General features: G+C 64.2%; 13 protein-coding genes. 10 read left to right on the forward strand and 3 right to left on the reverse strand.

Going from position 1 to position 14,978, the window contains the following annotated elements:
- Positions 1-4: 4 nt before the first annotated feature.
- Entirely contained in the window at positions 5-739 is a 735-nt protein-coding gene (locus tag AC07UX_RS17150) for a DJ-1/PfpI family protein (RefSeq protein ID WP_495193188.1), read from the forward strand.
- Here the strand turns inward: AC07UX_RS17150 and AC07UX_RS17155 are convergent.
- Positions 736-3,153: a ligase-associated DNA damage response DEXH box helicase gene (locus AC07UX_RS17155; protein ID WP_495193259.1), complete on the reverse strand. Its 2,418-nt coding sequence runs from the start codon at positions 3,151-3,153 to the stop codon at positions 736-738. The two genes, AC07UX_RS17150 and AC07UX_RS17155, sit on opposite strands and share 4 nt — an antisense overlap.
- A gap of 170 nt (positions 3,154-3,323) precedes the next feature.
- Between AC07UX_RS17155 and AC07UX_RS17160 the strand changes: the two genes are divergently transcribed.
- The 3 genes from AC07UX_RS17160 (at position 3,324) to AC07UX_RS17170 (ending at position 5,965) form a co-directional block, all read left to right on the forward strand.
- Positions 3,324-3,521, forward strand: coding sequence for a hypothetical protein (locus AC07UX_RS17160; RefSeq protein ID WP_495193189.1), 198 nt, complete (start codon positions 3,324-3,326; stop codon positions 3,519-3,521).
- A 143-nt stretch (positions 3,522-3,664) separates the two neighbouring features.
- Positions 3,665-5,014, forward strand: a complete 1,350-nt coding sequence (locus AC07UX_RS17165) for a cystathionine gamma-synthase family protein (RefSeq protein ID WP_495193260.1) — start codon at positions 3,665-3,667, stop codon at positions 5,012-5,014.
- A 3-nt stretch (positions 5,015-5,017) separates the two neighbouring features.
- Positions 5,018-5,965: a 2-hydroxyacid dehydrogenase gene (locus AC07UX_RS17170; RefSeq protein WP_495193190.1), complete on the forward strand. Its 948-nt coding sequence runs from the start codon at positions 5,018-5,020 to the stop codon at positions 5,963-5,965.
- A 142-nt stretch (positions 5,966-6,107) separates the two neighbouring features.
- Here the strand turns inward: AC07UX_RS17170 and AC07UX_RS17175 are convergent, their stop codons facing one another.
- Complete coding sequence (locus AC07UX_RS17175; protein WP_495193191.1) at positions 6,108-6,833, reverse strand: hypothetical protein; 726 nt, start codon at positions 6,831-6,833, stop codon at positions 6,108-6,110.
- Positions 6,834-7,088: 255 nt separating this feature from the next.
- Between AC07UX_RS17175 and AC07UX_RS17180 the strand changes: the two genes are divergently transcribed.
- The 6 genes from AC07UX_RS17180 (at position 7,089) to AC07UX_RS17205 (ending at position 14,511) form a co-directional block, all read left to right on the forward strand.
- Positions 7,089-7,535 (forward strand): DUF3576 domain-containing protein, encoded by a 447-nt coding sequence (locus AC07UX_RS17180; RefSeq protein ID WP_495193192.1) that lies wholly within the window; start codon positions 7,089-7,091, stop codon positions 7,533-7,535.
- A 99-nt stretch (positions 7,536-7,634) separates the two neighbouring features.
- Complete coding sequence (leuS, locus tag AC07UX_RS17185; RefSeq protein WP_495193193.1) at positions 7,635-10,163, forward strand: leucine--tRNA ligase; 2,529 nt, start codon at positions 7,635-7,637, stop codon at positions 10,161-10,163.
- A 63-nt stretch (positions 10,164-10,226) separates the two neighbouring features.
- A complete protein-coding gene (gene lptE / locus AC07UX_RS17190; RefSeq protein ID WP_150426582.1) occupies positions 10,227-10,727 on the forward strand; it encodes an LPS assembly lipoprotein LptE in 501 nt (166 codons plus the stop codon).
- Entirely contained in the window at positions 10,724-11,764 is a 1,041-nt protein-coding gene (gene holA, locus AC07UX_RS17195; RefSeq protein WP_495193194.1) for a DNA polymerase III subunit delta, read from the forward strand. Before lptE ends, holA begins: the two co-directional genes overlap by 4 nt.
- A gap of 43 nt (positions 11,765-11,807) precedes the next feature.
- Complete coding sequence (gene msrB / locus AC07UX_RS17200) at positions 11,808-12,209, forward strand: peptide-methionine (R)-S-oxide reductase MsrB (protein WP_495193195.1); 402 nt, start codon at positions 11,808-11,810, stop codon at positions 12,207-12,209.
- A 184-nt stretch (positions 12,210-12,393) separates the two neighbouring features.
- Positions 12,394-14,511 carry a transglycosylase domain-containing protein gene (locus tag AC07UX_RS17205; RefSeq protein WP_495193196.1) on the forward strand — a complete coding sequence of 706 codons (2,118 nt, stop codon included), beginning with the start codon at positions 12,394-12,396 and terminating at the stop codon, positions 14,509-14,511.
- Positions 14,512-14,566: 55 nt separating this feature from the next.
- Here AC07UX_RS17205 and AC07UX_RS17210 read toward each other — a convergent pair whose 3' ends face one another.
- Positions 14,567-14,830 carry a hypothetical protein gene (locus tag AC07UX_RS17210; RefSeq protein WP_495193197.1) on the reverse strand — a complete coding sequence of 88 codons (264 nt, stop codon included), beginning with the start codon at positions 14,828-14,830 and terminating at the stop codon, positions 14,567-14,569.
- Positions 14,831-14,978: the final 148 nt, after the last annotated feature.

Here is a 14,978-nt window from a genome sequence, read left to right on the forward strand (position 1 = left end):
GAGCATGACCGTTGACGCATCCCGCCGTGACCTGCTGATCGCCGCTGCGACCCTGACGACACTGAGCCTGTCCGGCAAGGCCGCAGCGCAGATCAGCATCCAGCCGCCCGTCGCACCCAGCGGCCCGAAAAAGAAGCTGGGCATGCTGTTGTTCGACGGGTTCGAACTGCTCGACGTGTTCGGGCCGCTGGAAATGTTCGGGATGCTGAAGGATCGCGTCGAAATCCTGATGATCGCGGACAAGGCTGGACCGGTCAGAAGCGGGGCCGGCCCGCAAGCGGTGGCCGATTATGGTTTTGCCGATGCGCCGAAGTTGGACATCGTCATGATCCCCGGCGGCATCGGCACGCGCCGGGAAGTGAATAATCCCGCCTTCATGGAGTCGATCAAGGCCATCGCGCAGGCAACACCGCAGGTCGCGACGATCTGCACCGGATCGGGCCTGCTGGCCAAGACCGGCCTGATCGACGGGGTGAAGGCGACCAGCAACAAGATGGCCTGGAAATGGGCGACGGCGCAGGGTGCGAAGGTGGCATGGGTGCCGCAAGCGCGCTGGGTGGAGGACGGCAAATATATCTCTTCCTCCGGCATTTCTGCGGGCACGGACATGGCGCTAGGCCTGATCGCCAGACTTTATGGGAAAGATATGGCCCACTGGGTCGCCCATCGCGCCGAATATCGCTGGAACGAGGATGCGACCGACGATCCGTTCGCGAGCATGAACGGCTTGGGCGGCTAGGGTGGATCTACCCGCATCGCTTCCGCCACCAAGGCTTCGGCCTCCATCAACAGCGCATCTTCGGCCGCCGTCTGCGCGACATGTTCGCGCCCGATCAGGATCAGCACCGGCACCGCCAGCGGGCTGACCCGATCCAGCGTCACATGCAGCATGGTCTGGCTCGCCCGGTCGATCAGGTCGCCCAGCCGCCCGACATCGGTCATGCGTGCGCGGGCGTCGGCCCAGGCGGCCTTGAGCAGCAGATGGTCGGGCTGATATTTGCGCAGCACATCGTAAATGAGGTCGGTGGAGAAAGTGACCTGCCGTCCGGTCTTGCGCTTGCCCGGATGCTGGCGCTCGATCAGGCCGGAAATTACCGCCACGTCGCGGAATGCGCGCTTCAGAAGGCTCGACTGTTCGACCCAATCGACAAATTCATGGTCGAGAATGTCGGCCGAGAAGAGGCTTTTGGGATCGGTGACGGGCTTTAACCCATAGACCGCCAGCGCATAGTCGTTGGACACGAAGCCAAGCGGCATAAGCCCCTGGCTTTCCATTCGCCGGGTCAGCAACATGCCCAGCGACTGGTGCGCATTCCAGCCTTCGAAACTGTAGCAGATGAGGTAATGGCGCCCCTCATGCGGGAATGTCTCGACCAGCAACTGGCCGGGCTGGGGCAGGGCGGAGCGCAGTTTCTGCATCTCCAGCCATTCGCGCACATCTTCGGGAAAGCGATGCCATTCCTGCGGCTGCGCCAGAAAATGCCGGACCCGGTCGGCAAGGCGGGTGGACATGGCCATGCGGGTGCCACCCCAGCTGGGGATGCGCGCCTGTTTCGAGGTCGCCCGCACCACCAGATCGCTCGTGTCCATCCGCACGACCTCCAGCGCCATGCCGGAAAAGAAGAAACTGTCGCCCGGCGTCAGGGTGGCGGCGAAACCTTCCTCCACCGTCCCGAGCTTTCGTCCATTGGCGAAGCGGACGGCAAGCGCGGGCTGATCGACGATGATGCCGGCATTCAGCCGGTGCTGCTGGATGAAGCGGGGATGGGAAACGCGCCAGGTCCCATCCGCATCCTGCGTCAGCCGCTTGAACCGGTCATAGGCGCGCAGGGCATAGCCGCCGCCCTCGATAAAATGCAGCACATGGTCGAAGGCTTGCGGAGTGAGCGCGCTGTAAGGCGTGGCGGATTGCACCTCCGCCAGCAATTCCTCCGCGCGAAACGGGCCGGCACAGGCCAGCCCCATGACATGTTGGGCCAGCACATCCAGACTGCCGGCGCGGAAATCATCGGCATCGCGCTCGCCGGCCTCCACCGCGTCCAGCGCCGCGCGGGCCTCCAGATATTCGAAGCGGTTGCCGGGGATCAGGATCGCTTCGGATGCCATGTCCAGTCGATGGTTGGCGCGACCGATGCGTTGGAGCAGGCGCGAGCTGCCCTTGGGCGCGCCCATCTGGATGACGCAATCGACATTGCCCCAATCGACGCCAAGATCGAGGCTGGCGGTCGCCACCAGGGCGCGCAGCTTGCCCGCCGCCATCGCCGCTTCGACCTTGCGCCGCGCTTCGATCGACAGGCTGCCATGGTGGATGGCGATCGGCAGATTGGCGTCGTTGGCCGACCAGAGTTCCTGAAAGATGAGTTCGGCAAGGCCGCGCGTGTTGCAGAAGACCAGGGTCGTCTGTCGCGCTTCGATCTCCGCCATCACCTGTTTCGCGGCATATTTGCCCGAATGGCCCGACCAGGGAACGCGACCTTCTGGAATCAGGATGGCGACATTGGGGTCCGCGCCCGCTTCGCCCATGACGGGCGTCACCATGTCGATATCGCCATCGGGTGCCAGCCAAGCGCGATAGGCGTCGATATCGGCGACGGTGGCGGACAGGGCGACGCGGCGCAGCGCGGGATTGATCGCCTGCAAGCGCGCCATGGACAGGTTCAGCAAGTCGCCCCGCTTTTGCGTGGCGAAGGCGTGAACCTCATCCACGATCACCGTCTTCAGGTCCGAAAAAAGCAGCGCTGCGTCGGGATAGCTGAGCAGCAGCGAGAGCGATTCGGGCGTGGTCAGCAATATCTGCGGCGGGCGGACGCGCTGCCGCGCCTTGCGATCGGACGGCGTATCGCCGGTGCGCGTCTCCACACTGATGGAGAGGCCCATATCCTCGATCGGCGTCAGCAGGTTGCGGCGGACATCGACCGCCAGTGCTTTGAGGGGCGAGACGTAGAGCGTGTGCAAGCGATCGGTAGGGTTCTCGATCAGGTCGGCCAAGCTGGGCAGGAAACCCGCCAGCGTCTTGCCCGCGCCCGTCGGGGCGACCAGCAAGGCGTGGTCGCCCCGTTCCGCCGCCGCCAGCATATCCATCTGATGCCGTCGCGGGCGCCAGCCGCGCGTGGCGAACCAGCTTTCGATGATGGCGGGGAGGGCGACGGGCATCACCGGGATGTAGGATGCCCCAGGGCGGGTGTCACCGTCTGTCCTGTCAGCATCGCGCTTTGCCATCGGGTTGCCGCCATGTTAGATTGGCCGTCTGCCTTCAGAAGCGCGCAACTCCCCTGGGGATCATGCGTATAGGGGTGTCGCGCAGCACGCCTTATGGAGAGATCATGACCGAGAAAATCAGCACCCAAGTGGCGCCCGATATTTTTTTCGACATCTGGTTCATGCCGGCCGCCTTCTGGACCCAATGGTGGGGCTTTTATGCCCAAACGCTCAATGTAGGGCGCTTCCTCCCACCGCATAAGCCGGTGGGACCGGACGGCGCGCCAGTGGATGTCGAGGTGGAGGAAGGGCTGGTCGCCTGACACAACGCCTTGGCATGTGCGGAATAAACAAATAGCAGCGAGAAATAATCTTACGCTCTTTCTCTGGCTCTTTGCTGGTCCCCTGCGTTACACTCCCGCCCATGACAGCGGTGCAACAGACGCCGCCAGCAGGAGACATGACGATGACCGGCGAAACGCCCGATCCTACCCCCGATGTTACCGAAGCCGACCTGACCGGTGTGGAAGCCCCGCGCAATCGGCGCCGTCCCAAAGCGCCGATCATGGAAATCGACGGGCGCAAGCTGAAGCCCGCCACGCTGATGATGGGCCATGGCTACGACCCCACTTTATCGGAAGGCTCGCTGAAGCCGCCTATCTTCCTGACCTCCACCTTCGCCTTCGAAAGCGCCGCTGCGGGCAAGCGCCATTTCGAGGGCGTGACCGGCATCCGCCCCGGCGGATCGGAAGGGCTGGTCTATTCCCGCTTCAACGGTCCCAATCAGGAAATTTGCGAAGATCGACTGTCGGTATGGGAGGAAGCGGAAGATGCGCTGCTGTTTTCCAGCGGCATGTCGGCCATCGCCACCACCTTGCTGGCGCTGGTGCAGCCGGGCGATGTCATCGTGCACAGCGCGCCGCTCTATGCCGCGACCGAATCACTGATCGGCCGCATCCTCGGCAAGTTCGGGGTGCAATGGATCGATTTTCCCGCTGGCGCGACCGAGGAAGAGATTGGCGCCGCGATCGAAAAGGCGAAGGGGTTGGGCCGCGTCGCCCTGCTCTATCTGGAGAGCCCGGCCAATCCGACCAATGTTCTGGTCGATCTGGAGGCAGTTGTCGCGCGGCGCGACTCGCTGTTCGCGGGCGAAGAGCATGTGCCGCCGATCGCGATCGACAATACATTCCTGGGGCCGCTGTGGCACAAGCCGATCGCCCATGGTGCGGATCTGGTGATCTACAGCCTGACCAAATATGCCGGCGGGCACAGCGATCTGGTCGCGGGCGGGGTGCTGGGCACCAATGGGCTGATCAACGCCATTCGGCTGATGCGTAACACCATCGGCACCATACTCGATCCCCATAGCGCCTGGATGCTGCTGCGCAGCCTGGAGACTCTGGAATTGCGGATGAGCCGGGCGGGCGAGAATGCGCAGAAGGTCTGTACCTGGCTGAAGGACCAGCCGCAGGTGGAAAAGGTCGTCTATCTGGGCTTCCCGGAAACAGAGCGGCAGGCCGATATCTATCGCCGCCACTGCACCGGCGCAGGATCGACCTTCTCGCTCTACCTCAAGGGTGGGGAGGCGGAGGCGTTCGCTTTCCTCGACGCGCTCAAGATCGCCAAGCTGGCGGTGAGTCTGGGCGGGACCGAGACGCTGGCCAGCCATCCCGCCGCCATGACGCATCTGTCGGTGCCGGCGGCGCGCAAGAAGGCACTGGCGATCGGCGACAATATGGTGCGCATTTCGATCGGCTGCGAGGATGCGGACGATCTGATCGCCGATTTCGCCCAGGCTTTGCGGCAGATCGGCTGAGCCATGGCTCGTCCCCTGTTGTTGGTGGGCCAGCCCTTGCTGGCGCCACTGCTGCCGCTGTTGCGCGCGGACCATGACGTCATCGCCCTGTGGGAATCGCCGGCGCCCGATCAATTGCGCAGGGTCGATGCGCTGGTGTGGGCGGGCGAATTCCCTCTCGGCCGCGACCTGCTGGATGCCATGCCCTGCCTCACCCTCATCGCCTGCTTCACCGTGGGCTATGACGGGGTGGACCTGGCGCTCGCCCGGCAGCGGGGTATCGCCGTGGCCCATGCCGGCAATGCCAATGCGGAAGATGTCGCCGACCATGCCATCGGCCTGATGCTGGCCCACCGTCGCTGGATCGTGGCAGGCGACCGCCATGTGCGGGCCGGCCAGTGGACGATCGAAAGCAAGATGCGCACCCGATCGATGAACGGAGCCCGGCTGGGCATCGTGGGGATGGGCGCGATCGGCATCGCGGCGGCGGAACGCGCGCAGGCGATGAAGATGGTGATCGGATGGTGGGGACCACGCCCCAAGCCCGACCTGCCCTGGCCAAGGACGGATGACATGGAAACGCTGGCACGGGGAAGCGACATCCTGCTGGTCGCGGCGCGGGCCGACGAGGATAATCGTGGCATGATCGACGCCCGCATTCTCGACGCGCTGGGTCCGCAGGGGTTGCTGGTGAATGTCGCGCGAGGGCAATTGGTGGATGAGGCCGCGCTGATCGACGCGCTGCGCACCGGACGTGTGGGAGGCGCGGCGCTCGATGTATTCGATCCCGAACCGACCGACCCCCGGCGCTGGGCCGACCTGCCCAATATAGTGCTGACCCCGCACACCGGCGGGGCGACCCATGAAGCCGTGGGGCGGATGGCGCAGACATTGATGGGGAATCTGACCGCCCATTTCGGCGGCATGCCGCTACCTTCGCCGGTTATAGACCGAATATTGGAAAGAGGCTGACATGTGGACATTCGGGAGAGGGGAAAAAACCCTTTCCCGAATCGGCAATCCGCGTGGACCCGACGATCCCCTATCGGAACGAAAAACATCCGTCCCTGATCGGTAATATCACCCCATGTGGAACAGCGGCCTTAAGGCCGAATCAGAATTTGAAGACCGTGCCCAGATAGACGGCCTGGCTGTCTTGGCGATCATCGGTCATCGGGGTCAGACGACCCGCCACGCTATTATTATAGCGGATGCCCGCAGTCACGTTCAGGTTGCGCGTCAGCGAATAGGAGCTGGCGAGATCCAGCGAATAATCCTTGTCCGCAGAGGGATTGCGTACGGTCGTGGTCGTACCCGCTTCACGCCGGTTTTCCAGCAACACCTTGGTGCTGAAGCGATCCTTCTTGCCGTCATCCAGCGAGAAATTCTTCGCATCGACCATGGTCTGAACCGGCACGGGATCCAGCGCCTTGCGACCGACCGCGTCGGGCAGGGCGAACTTGCGCCAGTTATGCGCACCGTTCAGGCTGAAGGCGACGGGCTTGATATCCAGCGTGTCGATCGTGCGGTTAATGGCGACACGATCGTCGCCAGCCGCACGCACCATCACCGTCACCGAACGCTGGCCACTGAGCGAACCGCTGGTCGGCGTGAAACGGAAGCCGCGCTGATTCGCGGAGGCTACGATCCTGGCATAGGCCGCGGCCAGCCGCGGGTCCTTGATCGTGGGCGTGAAAGAGTCGATGCTTCCCAGTGAAGCGGGCGCTTCAGGACGCAGGCTTGCCAGATTAGTCACGGCGCCGATCGCAGGCGACAGCAGGAAGCCAGTCACGGCGATCGCCGCACCCGTTCCCAGCAAATGTCCCCTTTTGATGTGCATGACCCGACTCTTGTTCCCGCCCGTATATAGTTGACAACGCTTTACACCGCAAAAGCCTCCATTGGCTAGGGCTGGAACGGCTTTTTGTCTGAGCTGTTGCACGGAATACACAGGGTCGGCGGAAGCTGTAGTGAGCGTTACCAGAGCATCCCATGCCATGCGAGGGAGCCATTGCCTATCCTAGCCCTTGCCCCATGGCGCACGGCCACTATAGAAGCGGGCAGTTTTTCGTCTTTCCTAGCTAGGACATGCCTGATGGTCCGCCGCCTTTCCGCCTCTGCAACCGCCGGCCTTCTGCTGGTCGCGATCCTGCCGCTTGCCGCCTGCGGTGGCGGGGCCAAGGATCGGCCCAAAGCCGACATCGCCGCATCGAAGGTGACGACGATCGGCGTGAACGCCTATCTGTGGCGCGCATCGCTGGACACTTTGTCGTTCATGCCGATGGTGCAGACCGATTCGAACGGCGGCGTGATCGTCACCGACTGGTACGCCAATCCGAACACGCCCAATGAACGGATGAAGCTGACCGTGTCGATTCTGGACCAGGATCTGCGCGCCGACGCCCTGCGCGTCGCCGCCAGCCGCCAGGTCAATCAGGGCGGCCAATGGGTCGACGCCCCGGTCGCCGCCGCCACCGTGCAGAAGCTGGAGGAGATCATCCTCACCAAGGCGCGCGACCTGCGCCGCACGGCGATCGGCTGACCTTAACCCTTTGCGGGCATGACAGATGCCCGATTTTTCAAACCTTTCGGGCTGGGCTTTGCAATAGGCCCAGCCCGCCCGCATTTGTAAGGACATGACATGCAAAGGCGCTTCAACCCGCTGGAGGCCGACGCCCGCTGGCAGGCGACATGGGACAAGCAGCAGAGCTTCAAGGCAGACGACGCCTCGACCAAGCCGCGTTCCTATGTGCTGGAGATGTTCCCCTATCCGTCGGGGCGCATCCATATCGGTCATGTCCGCAACTACTCCATGGGCGACGTGCTGGCGCGATTCCGCCGGATGACCGGCCATGAAGTGCTGCATCCTATGGGCTGGGACGCATTCGGCATGCCGGCCGAAAATGCGGCCATGGAAAAGAAGGTTCATCCCGGTTCCTGGACCCGCGACAATATCGCGAATATGCGGGCGCAGCTGAAGAAGCTGGGCTTTGCGATCGACTGGAGCCGCGAACTCGCCACCTGCGAGCCGGACTATTATGGCCATGAACAGGCGCTGTTCCTGGACATGCTGGAAGCGGGCCTGGTCTATCGCAAGGAATCGGCGGTCAACTGGGATCCGGTCGACATGACGGTGCTGGCCAACGAGCAGGTGATCGACGGGCGCGGATGGCGTTCGGGCGCGCTGGTCGAGAAGCGCAAGCTGAGCCAATGGTTCCTCAAGATCACCCAGTTCGCCGACGACCTGCTGGAGGGGCTGAAAGGCCTGGACCAGTGGCCCGACAAGGTGCGGACCATGCAGGAAAACTGGATCGGCAAGTCGGTCGGCCTGCAATTCCATTTCGAACCGGTGGCGCCGTTCGACAGCCGGATCGAGGTCTATTCGACCCGGCCGGACACGATTTTCGGCGCCAGCTTCGTCGCGATCGCGGCGGACCATCCGGTCGCGCAGGCGGTGGCGGCGAACAATCCGGACGCAGTCGCCTTCATCGAAAAATGCAAGGAAGGCGGCACCACCGCGGCCGAACTGGAAACGGCGGAGAAGCTGGGCTTCGACACTGGCCTGACGGTCGCGCATCCCTTCGACCCCGAATGGCACCTGCCCGTCTTCATCGCCAATTTCGTGCTGATGGACTATGGCACGGGCGCCGTCATGGGCGTGCCGGCGCATGACCAGCGCGACCTCGACTTTGCCCGCAAATATATGCTCGCCGTGGAGCGTGTCGTCGCGCTGGAAGGGGAGGCCGACGCGCCGATCCACAACGAAGCCTATACCGGCCCCGGCAATCTGGTGAACAGCCGATTCCTGGACGGCATGACCGTCGAGGATGCCAAGGCCGCGATCATCGGCCGGGCCGAATCGGAAGGCTGGGGCGCGGGCAAGACCGTGTTCCGCCTGCGCGACTGGGGCGTGTCGCGCCAGCGTTACTGGGGCACGCCGATCCCGGTCATTCATTGCCAAGATTGCGGCGCAGTGCCGGTGCCCAAGGCGCAGTTGCCGGTCGTGCTGCCCGACGATGTCAGCTTCGACATTCCCGGCAACCCGCTCGACCGTCATCCGACCTGGAAGCATGTCGATTGCCCGTCCTGCGGGAAGCCGGCGGTGCGCGAAACGGACACGCTCGACACCTTCGCCGATTCCAGCTGGTATTTCATCCGCTTCGCCAGCCAGCCGTCCGACAAGCCGTTCGATCGTGCCACGGTCGAGCAATGGCTGCCGGTCGGACAATATATTGGCGGCGTGGAACATGCGATCCTGCATCTGCTCTATGCCCGTTTCTGGACCCGCGCGCTCCAGCATATGGGGCAGCTGGACTTTGCCGAACCCTTCACCGGCCTGTTCACGCAGGGCATGGTGACGCATGAGACGTACAGCCGCGAACAGGGCGAGGGCCTGCCCCCCGTCTATTTCGCGCCGGGTGAAATCACCCGCACGTCGGACGGCGCCACGCTGGTCGCGGACAATGCGCCGGTCGAGGTCGGCCGGGTCATCAAAATGTCCAAGTCCAAGAAGAATGTCGTCGATCCCGACGATATCATCGCCCAATATGGCGCGGACGCGGTGCGCTGGTTCATGCTGTCGGACAGCCCGCCGGAACGCGACCTGCCCTGGACCGAAGCCGGGATCGAAGGATCGTGGCGCTTCGTCAACCGCGTGTGGCGCCTGTTCGGCGAAGCCGATGCGTCGGCGCAAGGCGAAGACAAGGCGCTGGACCGCAAGCTCCACCAGACCATCGATGGCATCGCCAGGGATATCGAGGCGCTGGGCTTCAACAAGGCCGTCGCCAAGATCTACGAACTGACCAACGCGATCGAGAAGGCGAAGCCATCGGCATCGCGCACCGCCGCGATCCGCAGCCTGGCGCTGCTGGTCGCGCCGATGACGCCGCATCTGGCCGAAGAGGGCTGGGCGGAGATGGGCGGAGACGGCCTGATCGCCGACGCCGCATGGCCCACGGTCGATCCGGCGCTGCTGGTCGATGACGAAGTGACCATCGCCTGCCAGGTGATGGGCAAGCTGCGCGACACCATCACGGTGGCGAAGGATACGCCCAAGGACGAGCTGGAAAAGCTGGCCCTGGCCGCGCCCAACGTGGTGCGGACGCTTGATGGCGCAAGCCCCAAGAAGATCATCGTGGTGCCCGGTCGCCTGGTGAATATCGTCATCTAAATCGGCCGGAGAGGCAGGAAGGGGCTTCGACAAGCCTAGCCCGAACGGTTAAAGGTCTGATCCATGAAGCGCATCCTGCCCCTTATCGCCCTGCCTCTGCTCCTCACTGCCTGCGGGCTGCGCCCCGTCTATGGCGGGGGCGGGCATGGGCCAGTGGCGCAGGCGCTGGGCAATGTCACGGTCGAACCGATCGAGGGCAAGGCCGGCTGGCTGATGCGCAATGCGCTCAATGACCGACTCGCCGCCATGCAGGGCGGGTCCGGCCCGCATTACAAGCTGGTGGTGAAGCTGGACGACAATATCGCCGGCTTCGGCCTGCGGGCCGACGCCGCCATCACCCGCGAGCGCCGCACGCTTCGGGCGCGCTATCAACTGGTCGATGAAAGCACCGGCGCGCAGCTGCTGGACGACACCGCCGGATCGGACGCGGGCATCGACGTCACCTCCAGCGAATATGCGACCATCGCGGCCGAAGATACGGCGCTGGAACGGCTGTCGCAGACGGTAGCGGACCAGATCATCACCCGTCTGGCAATTTATTCGCGCAAGGCCGCCAATCCTTGAAAGCCAATCGCGGCCAGATCGAACGGGCGCTGGACGCGGCCGGTCAGACATCGGCCGCCGACACCCGCTTCTTCCTGCTCTACGGCCCCGACGAGGCAGGCAGCCAATCGCTCGCCAAGCGGCTGGAGCGGGCGATGGGGCCACAGGCAGAGCGCATCGACCTGGATGGCGCGACGCTGAAGGACGATCCCGCGCGCCTTGCGGACGAAGCCGCCGCCTTTTCCATGTTCGGCGACAAGCGCTGGATTCGCATCGGCAATATGGGCGAGGAATCGGTGCCGGCGCTAACGGCCCTGCTGGAGGCGGAGGCAGTCGGCAACCCGGTGATCGCGGTGGCCGGCGCGCTCAAGGCAACGTCGAAGCTGGTCAAGCTGGCGCTGGAGCACAAGGCCGTCATGGCCTGCATCTCCTACCAGCCCGACGCGCGCGAATCGGAACAGATCGCCATCGGCATCGCCCGCGACGGTGGATTGCGGCTGTCGACGGACCTCGCCCGGCGGATCGTGGCGCTTGCCAATGGCGATCGGGCGCTGATGAACGGCGAGATCGAGAAGCTGATTCTCTATCTGGACGCCGCACCGGATCGCCCGCGCGAGGCGACCGCAGAGGCGCTTGACGCGCTGTCCGCCGACAATCCCGATACGGAGGTGGCGCCGTTGGTCAACGCCGTACTGGGCGGCGACCTGAAGGCGATGCACCGCGAACTGAGCAGCCTCAACGAAACCGGCACGGCGATGGCCGCGGTCATCCGCCCGTTGCTGGGCCGGGCGATGCTGATCGCCAACATCCGCACCGATTTCGACGCCAGCGGCCGGCTGGAGGGGGCGGTCGAGGCGGCAGGCAAGGCGGTCTTCTGGAAGGAAAAGGGGCTGGTGACGCGCCAGGTGCGGACATGGGATGCGCCCGGTATCGCCCGCGTCATTCAGCGCCTGCTGGACGCGGAACGCGCCACCCGGTCGGGCCGGGGCACCGGCGACCTGCTGGTCCGTCACGAATTGCTGGCCATCGCACGGCAGGCGGCGCGGGAACGGGCCTGAACCGGCTCTTGAACGGCCTGTCATACAGCGCCATATTGCTCCCATGGACAAGCTGACCCTGAGCGAAGCCGAATGGCGCGACCGCCTTTCCCCCGAACAATATCATGTGCTGCGCGAAGCAGGCACAGAACGGGCCTTTACCGGCAAATATAACGGCAACAAGGCCGACGGCGTCTATTATTGCGCCGGCTGCGGGACGGAGCTGTTCGATGCCGAGGAAAAATATGACAGCGGATCGGGCTGGCCCAGCTTCACCGCGCCGGTCGATATCGACGCGGTCGAGGAGATTCGCGATGCCAGCCATGGCATGATCCGCACCGAAGTGCGTTGCGCCAAATGCGAGGGGCATCTGGGCCATGTCTTTCCCGATGGTCCCGGCGTCAACGGCCTGCGGTATTGCATGAACAGCGCCGGACTGGACTTCAAGCCGCGCGACGAGGTGTAATGACGCCGGGTGCAAGCGGAGAATTTCCCGCCGCCTGCATCATGGCTGCATGACGACTGCACAGGAGCCGTTCATCCCCGGTAAAGCGCCACTCCCCATGGACGGCGCGACGGTCTTTTTCCGCGCCGGTTGCATGATTTGCGCTGGCCGGGGCCGGGATTAGCGCGTATCCGAGGCGGCACAAATGGCAGGATCAGGCAAGAAGAAGAGCGCGCCGCGTAGCCGCGCGAAGACATGGGCGCTGCGCGGGTTGAAGATCGGCCTTGCTGCGGCGGTGGCGGGTCTGTTGGCGATCGTGATCGCGGTGGTGATCGCGATGCAGTCGCTCCCCGATTATGACAGCCTGAAATCTTCCCCCAATGGCCAGATGATCCGTGTCCATGCCGCCGACGGCAGCGTGATCGTTTCGCTTGGGCCGAGTTTCGGCCAGTGGCTGAGCTACGACCAGATCCCGCAAGTCATGGTCGACGCGATGGTTTCGACCGAAGATCGCCGCTTTTACCTGCATCCCGGTGTCGATCCGATCGGCATGGCGCGCGCCGCCTGGGTCGCGGTGGAACGGCGCGGCACTGGCCGCCGCTGGCAGGGCGCATCCACCATCACCCAGCAGGTGACGCGCAACATCTTCCTGAACAACAGTTATAGTTTCGGCCGCAAGATCCGCGAAATGGTGCTGGCACTGGCGCTGGAGCGCAAATTTTCCAAGCGGCAGATCCTCGAACTCTATCTGAACAAGGTCTATTTCGGCGGCGGCGCATACGGTATCGACGCGGCCAGCCGCAAATTTTTCGGCCACCCCGCCGTATCGCTCGACCTGCCCGAAGCCGCGATCATCGCCGGCCTGGTGAAGGCGCCGTCCAGCTATTCCCCCACCGCAGACGCAGACGCCGCGATCGGCCGCGCTGGCGTGGTGCTGGACCTGATGCAGGAAAATGATGCCATTTCCCCGTCCCAGCGTGCCGATGCGGACCTGTCCAGCGTCAAGATGGCCCCCGAACCGCCGCAAAACAGCGTGCGTTACTTCACCGACTGGGCGCTGCCGCAGCTCGACCTGTTGATCGACGAGCCGAACGAGCCGTTGGAAGTCTATACCACCATCGATTTGGGCATGCAGAATGCCGCGACGGCCGCGATCAAGGCCAATGTACCCGGCGGTACGCAGGGGGCGCTGGTCAGCCTGGACCGCGACGGCGCCGTGCGGGCGATGGTGGGTGGCCTGGACTATGTGACGTCCAACTATAATCGCGCGACCACCGCGACGCGCCAGCCCGGATCGGCGTGGAAAATCTTCGTCTATATGGCGGCGCTGGAGGCGGGCTATACGCCCGACACGGGCGTCACCGATGAGCCGGTAACCATCAACGGTTGGAGCCCGCGCAATGCCAATGGCCGCTTTGCCGGCGACATCGACGTGCGCACCGCCTTTGCCTATTCGATCAACACCGTCGCGGCGAAGCTGGGCGTGGAAGTCGGCTTCCCGACCGTGGCCGACATGGCGCGCCGCTTTGGCGTCACGACGCCGGTCAACACCCACCCCTCCATGGTACTGGGTACGTCGGACGTTCGCCTGATCGACATGACCCGCGCCGCGGCCTCGATCGCGCGTAAGGGGATCGCGGTGACGCCCTATGGCATCACGAAGGTGACGACGGCCGACGGCCGGATGCTTTACCAGCATCAGGACGATACCAGCCGCGTACTGGTTGCGCCCTGGGTTGCGGCGGGCATGACCGACCTGATGCAGACGGCAGTCAGCACCGGCACCGGCAAGGCCGCGCAGATCGGTCGCCCTGTGGCGGGCAAGACCGGCACGACGACCAGCAACAAGGATGGCTATTTCCTGGGCTTTTCCAGCGGTATCACCACCGGCGTCTGGATGGGGCGAGACGATGCCAGGTCCGTGGGCGGCCTACAGGGCGGCCGTGCGCCAGCCCGCGCCTTTGCCGATTATATGAAAGTAGCGGTGTCCAGACGTCCGGTCGAACAGTTCGAAACGCAGGTCACCCTGCCCGAATGGCAGCTGGAGCCGGATGACGAGGCCTATTATGGCAGCCCGGACAATGGGTCGGGCGACGTGGACGGCGGCATGTTGGTCGATGAAAACGGCCTGCCGGTCCAGCAGCGTCAGCGGCCTGCGCCAACCGGTGATGAAGGGGACGAGCAGCAGCAGATGGAGGTCGATCCCGACGATCGCCCGCAGCCGCCACGTATCGACCAGCAGTGGATCGACAATGTGCTGGGCCGCGATCGTCAGCGGCAGCAACAGCAACAGCCCACCACCCGGCCGTCCCCCAATCCCTGATCTGCCCGGCTGGACCGATAGGGAAGGGGATGGAAAGCCGGGCCCGCGCCGTGCATCAGCGGCGGGCCAGCTGGACGACCGGCTTGCTGTGGCTGATGGTCAGGCCGTTCTGCGCCCATTCGCTCTTCGAACGGCACAGGTTCACCGGCACGATCGTGCTGGGCAGCGTTGCACGAATGCAATAACGGTCGGTCTTCACATCGTAGCGCACCTTGGCGGCGCCGACGCTACCTTGTGCTTGCGCGAAAGCGGGGGTGGCGGCGGCCGAGACGGCAAGCGTGGCGGCGACGATGGCGGCGGCGAAAGCAAAGGTGTTCATGGTCTTGGTCCTTCCCTGAAATGTCTGCGATGATCCGTCATGGATCATGCCAGGGACATTGCAGGGGCCGTGCCAGTTTCGGAAAACCCTAGAAAATCTGCGATTTTGCTTGGCGCCCTTCATTTCTATAACGAAATATTCGCAATTA

The sequence above is a fragment of the Sphingobium sp. GW821-FHT02B05 genome (assembly GCF_059421905.1).

Excerpts from the sequence above, each read along its gene's own strand:
- AC07UX_RS17160 (WP_495193189.1), top strand. The coding sequence starts at position 3,324 with ATGACCGAGAAAATCAGCACCCAAGTGGCGCCCGATATTTTTTTCGAC.
- AC07UX_RS17150 (WP_495193188.1), top strand. The coding sequence starts at position 5 with ATGACCGTTGACGCATCCCGCCGTGACCTGCTGATCGCCGCTGCGACC.
- AC07UX_RS17155 (WP_495193259.1), bottom strand. The coding sequence starts at position 3,153 with ATGCCCGTCGCCCTCCCCGCCATCATCGAAAGCTGGTTCGCCACGCGC.
- AC07UX_RS17170 (WP_495193190.1), top strand. The coding sequence starts at position 5,018 with ATGGCTCGTCCCCTGTTGTTGGTGGGCCAGCCCTTGCTGGCGCCACTG.
- lptE (WP_150426582.1), top strand. The coding sequence starts at position 10,227 with ATGAAGCGCATCCTGCCCCTTATCGCCCTGCCTCTGCTCCTCACTGCC.
- AC07UX_RS17175 (WP_495193191.1), bottom strand. The coding sequence starts at position 6,833 with ATGCACATCAAAAGGGGACATTTGCTGGGAACGGGTGCGGCGATCGCC.
- AC07UX_RS17210 (WP_495193197.1), bottom strand. The coding sequence starts at position 14,830 with ATGAACACCTTTGCTTTCGCCGCCGCCATCGTCGCCGCCACGCTTGCC.
- leuS (WP_495193193.1), top strand. The coding sequence starts at position 7,635 with ATGCAAAGGCGCTTCAACCCGCTGGAGGCCGACGCCCGCTGGCAGGCG.
- msrB (WP_495193195.1), top strand. The coding sequence starts at position 11,808 with ATGGACAAGCTGACCCTGAGCGAAGCCGAATGGCGCGACCGCCTTTCC.
- AC07UX_RS17180 (WP_495193192.1), top strand. The coding sequence starts at position 7,089 with ATGGTCCGCCGCCTTTCCGCCTCTGCAACCGCCGGCCTTCTGCTGGTC.
- AC07UX_RS17165 (WP_495193260.1), top strand. The coding sequence starts at position 3,665 with ATGACCGGCGAAACGCCCGATCCTACCCCCGATGTTACCGAAGCCGAC.
- AC07UX_RS17205 (WP_495193196.1), top strand. The coding sequence starts at position 12,394 with ATGGCAGGATCAGGCAAGAAGAAGAGCGCGCCGCGTAGCCGCGCGAAG.